A 13,295-nucleotide genomic window follows, 5' to 3' on the forward strand; every position below is an offset into this window, starting at 1 on the left:
CGCATCGACACGACGCCGGACTCGCGCTCGCTGAGCGTGTCGAGGACGGCGTGCAGCTGCTCCTGCAGGAGCGTGAACGACACGGCGTCGGCCGGGACGATCGCCTCCGAGTCCTCGATCAGGTCGCCGAACTCCGAGTCGCCATCCTCGCCGAGCGGCGTGTGGAGGCTGATCGGCTCGCGGCCGTACTTCTGGACCTCGACGACCTTCTCGGGCGTCATGTCGAGCTCGATCGCGAGCTCCTCGGGCGTGGGCTCGCGGCCCAGGTCCTGCAGCATCTGGCGCTGGACGCGGGCCAGCTTGTTGATGACCTCGACCATGTGCACCGGGATGCGGATGGTGCGGGCCTGGTCAGCCATCGCACGGGTGATCGCCTGGCGGATCCACCACGTCGCGTAGGTCGAGAACTTGAAGCCCTTGGTGTAGTCGAACTTCTCGACCGCGCGGATCAGGCCGAGGTTGCCCTCCTGGATCAGGTCCAGGAACAGCATGCCGCGACCCGTGTAGCGCTTGGCCAGCGAGACCACGAGGCGCAGGTTGGCCTCGAGCAGGTGGTTCTTGGCGCGGCGACCGTCGACGACGATCCATTCCAGCTCCTCGCGCGTCTTCTCCGAGATGCGGCCGCCCTTGGCGAGCTTCTCCTCGCTGAACAGGCCGGCCTCGATGCGCTTGGCCAGCTCGACCTCCTGGCCGGCGGTCAGCAGCGACACCTTGCCGATCTGCTTGAGGTAGTCCTTGACCGGGTCGGCCGTCGCGCCGGCGACCATGACCTGCTGGACGGGCTCGTCGGACTCGTCGGCCGCCGACAGTGTGTAGGACGACTTCTCGTCCTCCTTGAGCGTCGGGTCCGTCGCGAGGTCCTTCTCGAACTCCTCGTCGGGGATGTCCGGGAGGATCTTCTTGCCCTGCGCGTCGACCTTCACTGCGCCGCCCGTGGGCGGCGTCTCCAGGGCGTCGGCGAGATCCACGGCAGCGGGGACCTGGGACCCCTCGGCGCTCGCGGCCTTCTTAGCAGGAGCCTTCTTGGCCGCCGCCTTCTTGGCGGGGGCCTTGGCGGCGGTGGTCTTGGCGGTGCTCGTGGAAGTCTTCGTCACGGTCATTTCTGTTTTCGCAGGGGATGTGGTCTTCGTGGCAGCCGTCTTCTTGGCCGCCGGAGCTGTCTTGGCCCCGGGCTTCTTCGCCGAGGTCGTGGGCGGAGCCGTCTTTGCGGGTGCTGCGTCCTTCTCAGGCTCTTCTGAGGATTCATCTTTGGACGACCCAGGAAGGAGCTTCGTGACGGCCCTGAGTCGTGACCCTGAAGCGGGATTCACCGGCACGTCAACCTCACAAACGGTAGATGGGCGCAACAATGAGGCCTGTGGTCAACCTCTGGTCCCAGTGTGACACGCACCGCCAAGGCGATCCATCTCAGGGTGTTCTCAGGAGCGTGTCGGCCACGTGTGCACGGGCTCGCCACCGTGCATGTGCACCTCGTACGCCCGGGTGGTCGCCCGCATCGCCGCCGGCCGGTCGGCCGACAACGTCAGCTGGTGGCCGAGCTCGTCGATCAACCACGTCGCGCCGTTGCGGCCCGTGATGCACCGCTGCTCGATGATACCGAGCAGCCGGTCCCGGACGGCGGTGTCGACACCCATCTGCTCGAGACCCGCGTGGGCCAGCGGGAGCAGCCGGCGGAGGACGAGCTCGCGGACCGAGACGGCGCCCACGCCGGGCCAGTAGATCTCGGTGTCGATGCCGGACCGGGCGGCCTGGTGGAAGTTGTCCTCCGCGGCCCGGAACGTCAGCTGGGACCACACCGGTCTGTCGCTCGTGCCCAGGACGCGCACGAGTCCGTAGAACAGGGCGGCGTTGGCCATGGTGTCGGCGACGGTGGGTCCGGCCGGGAGCAGGCGGTTCTCGATGCGCAGGTGCGGCCGGCCGTCGGCGATGTCGTAGATCGGCCGGTTCCAGCGATAGATCGTCCCGTTGTGCAGGCGCAGCTCCGAGAGTGTCGGGACACGACCCTCCTCGAGCTCGACGACGGGGTCCTCCTCGTCGACGATCGGCAGCAGCGCCGGGAAGTAGCGGACGTTCTCCTCGAACAGGTCGAACACCGAGGTGATCCACCGCTCGCCGAAGAAGACCCGCGGGCGTACGCCCTGGGCCTTGAGCTCCTCGCTGCGCGTGTCGGTCGCCTGCTCGAACAGCGCTATGCGGGTCTCGTGCCACAGCTGGCGGCCCAGCAGGAAGGGCGAGTTGGCGCCGATCGCGACCTGCACCCCGGCGATTGCCTGCGCGGCGTTCCACATCGGGGCGAAGTCGTCGGGCTCGACCTGCAGGTGCAGCTGGGTGCTGGTGCACGCGGCCTCGGGGATGATCGTGTCGGCCGTCGTGTCGAGCCGGTCGACGCCGTCGATGACGATCTCGATGTCCTCACCCCTGGCGGTGAGGATCTGGTCGGACAGCAGGTGGTAGCGCGGGTTGGCGGAGATCGAGTCCCTGCTGAAGTGCCCCTCCTGCAGGGTCGGCAGGATCCCGATCATCAGCAGGTGGCTGCCGACGCCGGCGGCCTTCTCCTGCGCGGCGTTGAGATCGTCCCGCAAGGCAGCCTGGAGCGTGTCGAGCCCTGCGCCCTCGACGCGCGCCGGTGGCACGTTGATCTCGACGTTGAACAGCCCGAGCTCGGTCTGGAAGTCCGGGTCGGCGATCGCGTCGAGCGCCTCGACGTTGGTCAGGGCCGGGTCACCGTGCTCGTCGACGAGGTTGAACTCGATCTCGATCCCGACGTGAGTGTGCTCGAAGGTGAAGTCCCGCTCGCTCAACATCCGGGCGAACACGTCGAGGCAGCGGCGGACCTTGGCCCGGTAGCGCGTTCGGTCCTCGCGGCTGAACTCCCGAGCCTCGACATCCTGTCCCATGCGCCCAGCCTAGGGCGACTCGTCGACTCCTGCCGTGAATCCCGTCCAGCTGCTGGGCGGCACGGCCCGCTGAAGCACGTCGAGCATGAGGTGGGCCATCGAGTATTCGGGGTCGGCCTCGATGGCGCGCTCCACGGCGATCAGCGCCTGCGCCCCGTCCCCGGTCAGCCAGGCCGCGAACGCGGCGAGGCTCAGGACGGCCGGCTCGAACGGGTCGACGACGCTGCGGCTCACGTGCGCCAGCAGGCGCAGCATGTCCGCGGCGTTGTCCCTCGTGATGCGGGTCCACACCGCGTCACGCACCCTGATCGACGAGACCCACGCGGCGAACCGAAGGAGGTCGGCGTCGCTGATGCTCTCCCCGGCCGCGCTGCGGTCGATGATCGGTCCGAGCACGGCCATGCCGGCGTCCGCCACCGTCTCGGGCGTCGCGGTGGCCAGCTGCGGCAGCAGCTCGGCGAGGATGTCGTCGGCGGCGTGGTCCAGCCATCGCAGCCGCTCCCCCGTCGGCGGCGCGAACCGGTCGACGAGCGCCTGCCGGTCGGGCAGGATCTCCTGGCCCGCCGCGACAGCCTGCACGATCGCCAGGTGGTGGTCCGAGGTCTCGTACTCGATCCCGTCGTCGGGGAACCCGGGCTCGTCGGTCCAGTAGCGCTCGCCGTCGGTGCGAGCGCGCACGATCAGGTCGATCTCGTCGAGCTCGGCGTGGATCGCGTCGAGCAGGTCCAGCGCGACGTCCTGCTGCCGGGTGACCGCGACGAGGATCGCCCCCTCCGCGCCCTGGTGTCGCAGGTGGCCCGCCACGAGGCGACCGACCTCGTCGACGTGCTCCGGCTCCGGCAGGTCGAGGCGCAGACGGAAGCCGAACCGGCGCCGCGGCCCGTAGGTCGCCACGGCCACGAGCGACTCTCGGGGACGGAAGCCGAACAGCGTCGGCAGCGCGTTGAGGAGATCGGGGATGTCGTGGGCGGTGTAGACCGAGGGCGTCTGTGTCATGTGTCCACGCTGCGCGCCGGCGCGACCTGCGTCATCGGCCTGGGACGCATCTGTGGAGGACGGCGGGACGACCGTCGGGGTGTGGACGATGCGGCTGCCCGGGGCCCGCGCGACAATGGACCCATGCGGTCCACGGCGTCGATCATGCACCTCGACCTGGACGCCTTCTTCGCCTCGGTCGAGCAGCGTGACAAGCCGTCCCTGCGTGGCCGGCCCGTCATCGTCGGCGGCACAGGCCCGCGGGGCGTCGTGGCCACGGCGTCCTACGAGGCGCGCGTCCACGGGGTGCGGTCCGCGATGCGTACGGCCGAGGCGCGGGCCCGGTGCCCGCACGCGGCCTTCCTCGGCGGCCGGTTCGACGCCTATCGCGAGGCCAGCCGGCTGGTGATGGAGCGCCTCCGTCAGGAGTCAGAGCTGATCGAGCCCCTGTCGCTGGACGAGGCGTTCGTCGACCTCGGCGCCGGCGCGGACTTCGACCCCGGCACGGTGGAGGACGTCGTGGCCTCGATCCGTGCCGACATCGCGGACGTCACCGGGGGGCTCACGGCCTCGGTGGGTGTCGCGTCGTCGAAGCTCATGGCCAAGATCGCGAGCGAGATCAACAAGCCCGACGGGGTCTACGTCGTGCGCCCCGGCACCGAGGCCGACGTGCTCGGGCCCATGCAGGCCACCGCGATCCCGGGGGTCGGGCCGGCGACCGCCGAGCGGCTGCGCCGGGTCGGCATCGCGACGGTCGACGACCTGCGCCGCCCCAGCGAGGACGAGCTCGTCCGGCTGCTCGGCCAGTCCTCGGGCAGGTCGCTGTTCCGGCTCGCCCGCGCCGACGACGACCGTCCCGTCGTCGCGTCGCGAGAGGCCAAGTCGATCAGCGTCGAGGACACTTTCGAGCAGGACATCTCCGACCGGCTGCAGCTCGAGACCATCATCGAGCGGATGGCGCGCAGCGTGTCGGCCCGGCTGCGCAAGAACGGCCTGTCGGGCCGGACCGTGACACTCAAGATGCGGCACCACGACTTCGAGACCCACACCCGGTCCTCGACGCTGCCCCACCCGACCGACAACGCCCGCATCCTCGCCACGATGGCCCGCAACCTGCTGGCCGGCGAGGACATCAGCAACGGCCTGCGGCTGATCGGCGTCGGTGTCAGCGGCCTGGCCGACTGGGTGCAGGACGACCTGTTCGCCGACGCCGAGGACGACGCCGAGTCGATCGAGGACGAGGAGCCGGCCGAGGACGTCGCCGCGCGCCCCGCCCGGTGGTATCCCGGCATGGACGTCCACCACTCCGCGCACGGCGACGGCTGGGTCTGGGGCTCGGGCCTGGGCCGCGTGACGGTCCGGTTCGAGACACGGTGGACCCCACCGGGTCCGGTCCACACGTTCCGGGCCGACGACCCCGACCTCGGCGCGGGGCACAGCGGTACGTTGCAGGCATGACCGCGCCTGTCCCCCACGCCGAGAAGCGTCCCCAGCCCCGCACGCACCACGGCGACACGTTCGTCGACGACTACGAGTGGATGCGGGACAAGGAGGACCCGGCGACGCTGGCGTACCTCGAGGCCGAGAACGCCCACACCGACGAGGCGACGGCCCACCTCGAGCCGCTGCGCCAGCAGATCTTCGACGAGATCAAGGCGCGGACGCTCGAGACCGACCTGTCGGTGCCGGTCCGCCGCGGCGCCTGGTGGTACTACTCCCGCACCGTCGAGGGCCAGCAGTACGCGATCCGCTGCCGCTGCCCCATCGGCGACGCCGACGACTGGAACCCGCCGGTCCTCGAGGCGGGCACCGAGGTCGACGGCGAGCAGGTGCTGCTGGACTCCAACGTCGAGGCCGAGGGACACGAGTTCTTCTCCCTCGGTGCGTTCAGCGTCAGTGACGACGAGAACCTCCTCGCGTGGTCGGTCGACACCCAGGGTGACGAGCGCTACACGATCAAGGTCAAGGACCTGCGCACCGGAGAGGTGCTGCCCGACGAGATCGCCGCCACGAGCGGCGGAGCGACGTGGTCCGCCGGCGCGACGCACCTGTTCTACACGACGGTCGACGACGCCTGGCGGCCCTGGCGCGTGTGGCGTCACACCCTCGGCTCGACCGCCGAGGACGTCCTGGTCGTGGAGGAGCCCGACGAGCGCTACTTCATCGGGATCGGTCGCACCCAGTCCGAGAAGTACCTCGTGATCGGGATGTCCTCCAAGGTCACCAGCGAGGTGCGGGTGCTCGAGGCGGACGACCCCGAAGGCGAGTTCCGGGTCGTGCTCCCCCGCCGCGACGGCGTCGAGTACTCCCTCGAGCACGTCGTGATCGGCGGCGCCGACCACTTCCTGATCCTGCACAACGAGGGCGCGCTCAACTTCGAGCTCGTCACGGTGCCGGTCGACGACCCGTCCAGCCGCACCGTCGTGATCCCCGGCAGCGACACGACCCGGCTCGAGGACGTCGACGTCTTCGCCCGCTACGTCTTCGTGTCCTACCGCCGTGACGCGCTCTCCCGCATCGGCTACCTGCCGATCGGCGCCGACGGCTTCGGCGAGCTCACCGAGATCGACTTCGGTGAGGAGCTGTTCACCAGCGGTGTCGGCGCCAACGCCGAGTGGGACCAGCCGCTGGTCCGAGTCGGCGTCGGCTCGTTCATCACGCCCGCCTCGGTCTTCGACTACGACGTCGCGACCGGCGAGCTGATCCTGCGCAAGCAGGCGCCCGTCCTCGGCGGCTACGACCCCGAGGAGTACGAGCAGCACCGCAGCTGGGCGACCGCCGACGACGGCACCCGCGTCCCGGTCTCGATCGTGACCCGCAAGGACACCCCTCGCGACGGCACGGCCCCCGCGCTGATCTACGGCTACGGGTCCTACGAGGCCAGCATGGACCCGGGCTTCTCGGTCATGCGGCTGTCGCTGCTCGACCGCGGCTTCGTGTTCGCGATCGCCCACGTCCGCGGTGGTGGCGAGCTCGGTCGTCATTGGTACGACGACGGCAAGCTGCTGCACAAGAAGAACACCTTCACCGACTTCGTCGCCAGCGCCCGCCACCTCGTCGCCGAGGGCTGGACGTCGGCCGACCGGCTGGTCGCGGAGGGCGGCAGTGCCGGTGGCCTGCTGATGGGCGCCGTCGCCAACCTCGCGCCGGACGCGTTTGCCGGGATCGTCGCCACGGTCCCGTTCGTGGACGCCCTCACCACGATCCTCGACCCGAGCCTCCCGCTGACCGTCATCGAGTGGGACGAGTGGGGCAACCCGCTGGACGATCCCGAGGTCTACGCCTACATGAAGTCGTACTCGCCCTACGAGAACGTCACGGCACAGGACTATCCAGCGGTCCTGGCGGTCACGAGCCTGCACGACACCCGGGTCATGTACGTCGAGCCGGCCAAGTGGGTAGCCCGGCTGCGTGAGGTCGCCACCGGGGACGCCCCGATCCTGCTCAAGACCGAGATGCACGCCGGCCACGGCGGCGTCAGCGGCCGCTATGCGTCCTGGAAGGAACGGGCCTGGGAGCTCGCCTGGATCATCGACCGGGTGGGCAAGGCCTGACCCCTTCGAGCACCGTCCAGCCCGCCGCACCGCTCCTGGACGCCGGCGCACCGCTCGCCGATCCTCGTATAGCACGCACACCCTAAGAAGCCACTGAGAGCGGAATCCTCGAGGCGACACGCGCGTTGTCACCAGTACAAATACCCTGATGGGAGCGCACCGTGAGCATGAGAAGCAACAGCACCACCCCCGAGGGCAAGGACAGCGTCGGCATGTACCTCGCCGAGATCGCTCGGACGCCGCTGCTCGACGCCGCCCGCGAGGTCGACCTCAGCAAGACCGTCGAGGCCGGCCTGCTCGCACGGCACCTGCTCCAGGAGGGTCGCGTCGGCCGCAAGAAGGGCGGCGCGCCGAAGTGGGCCACCGAGGAGGAGCTGACGTGGCTCGCCGAGGAGGGCGACCGCGCGGTCGAGGAGTTCATCCAGGCCAACCTGCGCCTCGTCGTCTCGATCGCTCGCAAGTACGGCCGGTCGGCCATGCCGATGCTCGACCTCGTGCAGGAGGGCAACACGGGCCTGATCCGCGCCGTCGAGAAGTTCGACTACGCCAAGGGATTCAAGTTCTCGACGTATGCGACGTGGTGGGTCCGTCAGGCCATCACCCGCGGCATCGCCCAGCAGGCCCGCGTGGTCCGGCTGCCCGTCCACGTCGTGGAGGAGCTCAACCAGGTCACGGCCGCGCGCCGCAACCTCGAGCGACAGCTCGGCTACGACCCGGAGCCGCATGAGATCGCGCTCGAGCTCGGGATGGACGTCGACCGGGTCATCGACCTCATGGCGTGGGGACGCGACCACATCAGCCTCGACTCCCCCGTCGATGACGACGGTGACACCTCGCTCGGCGACCTGATCGCCCGCGAGACCGCACCCGGACCGGACTTCGCGGTCCTGGACGACGAGACGCGTCACCTGATCTCGTCGCTGGTCGACAACCTCGGCGAGCGCGAGGCCGACATCGTCCGTGCCCGCTACGGACTGCTCGACGGTCGCCAGCAAAAGCTCGCCGACATCGGCAAGCGCCACGGCATCTCCGCCGAGCGGGTCCGCCAGCTCGAGCGCGAGGCCCTGGCCACCCTGCGTCGGATCGCTGATCCGGACCTGGCGGCCTAGGAGCTGCGGCTGCCCGGCCGGGCGGCCGCCCTGGACACGAGCTCGTCCCAGAGACCCCCGACGATGCGGACGAGCTCGTCACGAGGACCGGTGTTGTCGATCACCAGATCGGCGGCACCGGTCCTTGTCGTCCGGGACGCCTGAGCCGCGATCCGCGACCGGGCGTCGGCCTCGGTCATGCCGCGGATCGTGGTGAGGCGCTCGACCTGTACGTGCTCGGGCACGTCGACGACCACCACGACGTCGCAGCGCTCGGCGCCGCCCATCTCGACCAGCAACGGGTTGTCGTGCACGACGATCGCCTCGTCGCCGGCCGCGACCTCCCGCTCGGCGGCGAGGCGGTGGATCGCGGGGTGGGTGATCGCCTCGAGGTCCCGCAGCGCGCCCGGGTCCGCGAACACGATCGAGCCGAGTGCCGGGCGGTCGAGCGTGCCGTCGGCGGAGATGACGCCGTCACCGAAGCGCTCGGCGATCTCTCGCAGGCCGCGACTGCCGGCGGCCACGGCATCACGGGCCAGCTGGTCGTAGTCGATGACGACCGCGCCGTGACCCGCGAGCTGTGCGCTGACGGTGCTCTTGCCCGAGCCGATCCCGCCGGTGAGACCGACCCTGAGCATGCCTGTGCGACCTAGGAGGTGGCGGCGGAGCCGTAGGTCGTGACGTGCACGTGGTCCATGTGGTTGGCCGTCGCACCGCCCCGGTTCTCCATGCCGCGCCAGCCCGGCGAGGTGGCTGGACGCCAGATGCGCTGCTTCCAGATCAGGTACTCGATGCCGAGGTCGGCCCGGTGCTCCTGCAGGAAGGCCGCGACCTCGTCCCCGACGGGGTTGCCGACACCGACCATGATGTCGAGCGAGTGGCCCGTGGCGTGCTCACCGCGACCCGCGACCCCACCGTAGCTCTGGATCGACGGGAACTTGGCGCACACGGCGCGAAGCACCTTGACGGTGTCGGGCTGCAGGCCCGACTCGGAGCCCTTGCCGGCCGGGCACGGTGACGTGCCGAGCGGCTTGACCTTGGGGACGACGACCGGCATCTGCTTGGCGACGAGCGAGGACTTGACCCAGCGGGCCGCGTCCTTGTGCACGATCTGCGTCCAGCCGCCCTGCTTGACGCCGGTGATGTCCACGGTGTTGCCCTTCGCGACGGCGGCGAGGACAGGGGAGGTCGGGTTCGCGTCCGCGTGGACCTGCAGCTTCTTGACCGCGAAGCGCATGCCCGTGATGGTGTCCTCGACCGAGGCGGTGTCCGGGAGCGGCGCGCGCTCGGCGCTGCGGCTCACCGTGGGTGGCACCTGGCCCTGGCTCACCGATGCGGCGAACAGGTCCTGCTTCTGCGGGGTGGCTGCCGCGACCTTCTCGACAGCGGCACCGCCGCCACCCTCGTGGGCGACGACTCCGCCACACACGCCAGCGAGGGTCAACAGACCGGCTATGGGGAGGAGGACTCGGGAGGAAAGGGTTCGGCGTCGCTTGATCGTGCGCGGCGCAGCATGCCTGTGGCGAGAATCTGCCACGAAATGACCACCTAGTGCATTGACGTCAGGACTGAACTCAACGATCGAGTCAACCATAATGTGGTGGCAGGATCACCTCGACCGTCCCCAGCCACGCGGGTCGAGGTGACCAATGTCTCAACTTCGGAGGTTTCAGTGCTGCCTGTCTTGTCTGCCGCGACGAGTGAGCGGCAGCAACGACGGGTCGCGGGGTCATTGGCAGCCCGTGGGCTGGCCGCCGGTGAGCGGCTCGTGCTGGCCGTGCCGGGCAGCACGACGTACGTCAGCGTCGTGCTCGGGGCGGCGCGCAGTGGGGTCGTGCCCGTTCCGCTCGACCCCCGGCTGACGGCGTACGAACGCGACGCGATCATCGCCGACGTCGACCCGGGCCTGGTCGTCTCCGACGGGGAGACCCTCGCGGAGCTGCTCGACGGTCCCGAGATCCCGATCGATCCCGTGCCACGCTGCCGACCGATGCACTTCACCTCCGGGACCACCGGACGTCCCAAGGGCGTGTGGTCCGGGCTGCTGCCGCCCGAGCACGCCGCGGCGCTGGTCCGCGAGGAGCGGGAGCTGTGGGGCTTCAGCCCCGACGACGTCGACCTCGTCGTCTCACCGATCTATCACTCCGCACCGTTGCGGTTCGCGATGGGCACGCTGCTGGCCGGCGGATCGGTCGCGGTGCTCCCGTCGTTCGACCCGGCCGCCTTCGTCGACACGGTGGCGGCCCTGCGACCCACGTCGATGTTCTGCGTGCCGGCCCACCTGCAGCGCCTGTTTGCCTGGATCGATACGCACGGCGCGGTCCCCGACATGTCCTCGTTCCGGCTCGTCGCGCACGCCGGGGCCCCGTGCCCCGAGCCGACCCGGCGCCGCGCACACGAGCTGTTCGGCACCGATGTCGTGTGGGAGTTCTACGGCTCGACCGAGGGCCAGTTCACGGCGTGCCCCGCGCCCGAGTGGATCGCCCGCCCCGGCACCCTCGGCCGCGCGCGCCCGGGACGCGTCGTCACGGCCGACGACGAGGACCAGCTCTGGTGCTCGGTGCCTGCGTGGGCCCGGTTCACGTACTGGAACGACCAGGGGAAGACAGCGGCCGTCTGGAAGGACACGCCAGACGGGCCGGCGTTCAGCGTCGGCGACCTCGGCCGGGTCGCAGACGGCTACGTCTATCTCGACTCCCGCCGCGAGGACCTCATCATCAGCGGCGGCGTCAACGTCTATCCGGCGGAGGTCGAGGCGGCGCTCGCCGATGCCGAGGGGCTCGTCGACCTCGCGGTGTTCGGCCGCGACGACGAGCGGTGGGGCCAGCGGGTGTGTGCGGCGTACGTCGGCGACGTGCCCGAGGAGGTGCTGCGCGACCTGGCCTCGAACCGGCTCGCCCCGCCCAAGCGACCCAAGACGTACGAGCGGCTGGACCTGCTCCCCCGCACCGCGACCGGGAAGGTCCGGCGCACCGAGCTGCAGGGCTGAGTCAGACCGCCCGGACGGACTGGTCGACCGTCGAGAACGTCCGGCGGTACTGCACCGGGGTCGTGCCGCGCGCGGCGGAGAAGTGGTGCCGCAGCGTGGCGGCGTTGCCGAAGCCCACCCGTGTCGCGATCTGCTCCACCGACAAGGCCGAGTTCTCGAGCATCTCCTCGGCGAGCGCGAGCCGCTGGTTGGTGACCCACTGCAGCGGTGTCGTCCCGGTCTCGTCCCGGAAGCGCCGCGCGAAGGTCCGCGCCGACATGTGGGCCTGCGCGGCGAGCCGCTCGACCGGCAGGGGCTCGTCCAGGTGGTCCGACGCCCAGACCAGCAGCGGCGCCAAGGTGTCGGCCTCGGTCTGACCCATCGGGGTGCGCACGAACTGCGCCTGGCCTCCGTCGCGGTGCGGCGGCACGACGATGCGACGGGCCGTCGTCGAGGCAACCTTGGCGCCGAACGTCTGCCGCATGAGGTGCAGGGAAGCATCGATCCCCGCCGCCGACCCCGCACCGGTCAGGATGTTGCCGTCGTGGACGTAGAGCACGTCGGGCCGGACGATCGCCTTCGGGTACATCCGGGCGAGCCGCTCGCCGTACCGCCAGTGGGTCGTGCACTCGCGGCCGTCCAGCAGGCCCGCCTCGGCGAGCATGAACGATGCCGAGCAGTGCGCATAGACGATCGCCCCACGCTCGTACGACGAGCGAGCCGAGGCCAGGACCGCCGGGTCGAAGTCGAGGAAGTCGTGGCGCGGGGCGAAGCAGACCAGGTCGGCGTCCTCGATCGCCTCGAGGCCGTGGTCGACGTGCAGGTCGAATCCGGCCCGGCCGCGCACCCGTCCGGGCCGCGGCGTACACACCCGGAAGTCGAAGACGGGGTTGTCGTCCTCGGGGTGGTAGGGCTCGCCCCACACCTCGACGAGGGAGCCCAGCCCGAACGGCTCGACCCCGTCCTGCACGATCACGGCAACGGTCTGCATGCTGACCATCGTGCCACCGAGATGGCAGTTAATCAACGCATACTGGCATTCCTGCCACTGGTGGCAGGATCCCGTCCGGAGAACAATTACTGCCATGTTGATCGCACTGCTCATCCTCCTGGTCACTGCCACCACGGTCGCCCTCGTCAGGACGATCTCCGCCGACGGCTACGGCCTGCGCCCCGCGCCCCGCAGCCACCACCACGAGATGCTCGACCTGCGGCTCTGAGGCCCGACACCCGGCCCCGGACGCACGACACCCCCGGTCCAGACGGACCGGGGGTGTCGGGGTGGTGGCGGGTTGTTACGCCTCGCCGCCGGTGAGCTTCTCACGCAGCGCCTGCAGCGCCTCGTCAGAGGCGAGCGAGCCCTCCTGCGGAGCGTCGGCATCGCTGCCGGCGGTGTCCGAGGAGTAGTTGGCAGCCTCGGAAGCCTCGATGCCGGCCTTCTCGGCCTCCACGATCTGCTTCTTGTGGGCTTCCCAGCGCTCGTGCGCCTCGGCGTACTGCTTCTCCCACGTGGCGCGGGCCTCGTCGAAGCCCTCCTGCCATTCGCCGGTCTCCGGATCGAAGCCCTCGGGGTAGATGTAGTTGCCCTGCTCGTCGTACGACGACGTCATGCCGTACAGCGTCGGGTCGAAGTCGTCGGCGACGGCGGCCTCGGTCTCGTTGGCCTGCTTGAGCGACAGCGAGATGCGACGACGCTCGAGGTCGATGTCGATGATCTTGACCATGACCGAGTCGCCGATCTGGACGACCTGCTCGGGGATCTCGACGTGACGCTCGGCGAGCTCGGAGATGTGCACCAGGCCCTCGATGCCCT

General features: G+C 70.1%; 12 protein-coding genes. 5 read left to right on the top strand and 7 right to left on the bottom strand.

The genetic code is table 11. The features are described from left to right. The 3 genes from JWQ91_RS04540 to JWQ91_RS04550 form a co-directional block, all read right to left on the bottom strand. A partial coding sequence (locus JWQ91_RS04540) for an RNA polymerase sigma factor (protein WP_366521351.1) occupies positions 1-1,310 on the bottom strand: 1,310 nt, incomplete at its 3' end. A gap of 108 nt (positions 1,311-1,418) precedes the next feature. After that, positions 1,419-2,897: a glutamate-cysteine ligase family protein gene (locus JWQ91_RS04545; protein WP_297781425.1), complete on the bottom strand. Its 1,479-nt coding sequence runs from the start codon at positions 2,895-2,897 to the stop codon at positions 1,419-1,421. Between the two features lie 9 nt (positions 2,898-2,906). Next, positions 2,907-3,893, bottom strand: a complete 987-nt coding sequence (locus JWQ91_RS04550) for a DUF4192 domain-containing protein (protein ID WP_297781428.1) — start codon at positions 3,891-3,893, stop codon at positions 2,907-2,909. Between the two features lie 123 nt (positions 3,894-4,016). Between JWQ91_RS04550 and JWQ91_RS04555 the strand changes: the two genes are divergently transcribed. The 3 genes from JWQ91_RS04555 (at position 4,017) to JWQ91_RS04565 (ending at position 8,535) form a co-directional block, all read left to right on the top strand. Continuing rightward, positions 4,017-5,330: a DNA polymerase IV gene (locus JWQ91_RS04555; RefSeq protein ID WP_297781431.1), complete on the top strand. Its 1,314-nt coding sequence runs from the start codon at positions 4,017-4,019 to the stop codon at positions 5,328-5,330. Then, positions 5,327-7,426 (top strand): S9 family peptidase, encoded by a 2,100-nt coding sequence (locus JWQ91_RS04560; protein WP_297781433.1) that lies wholly within the window; start codon positions 5,327-5,329, stop codon positions 7,424-7,426. Before JWQ91_RS04555 ends, JWQ91_RS04560 begins: the two co-directional genes overlap by 4 nt. Positions 7,427-7,593: 167 nt before the next feature. Further along, entirely contained in the window at positions 7,594-8,535 is a 942-nt protein-coding gene (locus tag JWQ91_RS04565) for a sigma-70 family RNA polymerase sigma factor (protein ID WP_297781436.1), read from the top strand. On the opposite strand, the gene coaE is transcribed toward JWQ91_RS04565, so the two are convergent. Then, on the bottom strand, positions 8,532-9,152 hold the full coding sequence (coaE, locus tag JWQ91_RS04570; protein ID WP_297781438.1) for a dephospho-CoA kinase: 621 nt from the start codon (positions 9,150-9,152) through the stop codon (positions 8,532-8,534). The two genes, JWQ91_RS04565 and coaE, sit on opposite strands and share 4 nt — an antisense overlap. A gap of 11 nt (positions 9,153-9,163) precedes the next feature. After that, positions 9,164-9,958 (bottom strand): SH3 domain-containing protein, encoded by a 795-nt coding sequence (locus JWQ91_RS04575; protein WP_297781441.1) that lies wholly within the window; start codon positions 9,956-9,958, stop codon positions 9,164-9,166. Between the two features lie 228 nt (positions 9,959-10,186). Between JWQ91_RS04575 and JWQ91_RS04580 the strand changes: the two genes are divergently transcribed. Then, the gene (locus tag JWQ91_RS04580; protein WP_297781444.1) at positions 10,187-11,503 is read left to right on the top strand and encodes an AMP-binding protein; all 1,317 of its coding nucleotides are present in this window, start codon (positions 10,187-10,189) and stop codon (positions 11,501-11,503) included. Position 11,504: 1 nt separating this feature from the next. On the opposite strand, the gene JWQ91_RS04585 is transcribed toward JWQ91_RS04580, so the two are convergent. Next, a complete protein-coding gene (locus JWQ91_RS04585; protein WP_297781447.1) occupies positions 11,505-12,473 on the bottom strand; it encodes a helix-turn-helix domain-containing protein in 969 nt (322 codons plus the stop codon). 94 nt (positions 12,474-12,567) lie between these two features. Between JWQ91_RS04585 and JWQ91_RS04590 the strand changes: the two genes are divergently transcribed. Continuing rightward, on the top strand, positions 12,568-12,702 hold the full coding sequence (locus JWQ91_RS04590) for a hypothetical protein (protein WP_297781449.1): 135 nt from the start codon (positions 12,568-12,570) through the stop codon (positions 12,700-12,702). Between the two features lie 75 nt (positions 12,703-12,777). On the opposite strand, the gene JWQ91_RS04595 is transcribed toward JWQ91_RS04590, so the two are convergent. After that, a partial coding sequence (locus JWQ91_RS04595) for a S1 RNA-binding domain-containing protein (protein ID WP_297781452.1) occupies positions 12,778-13,295 on the bottom strand: 518 nt, incomplete at its 5' end.

The organism is Aeromicrobium sp. (assembly GCF_025965075.1).
In the GTDB taxonomy this organism is placed as follows: domain Bacteria; phylum Actinomycetota; class Actinomycetes; order Propionibacteriales; family Nocardioidaceae; genus Aeromicrobium.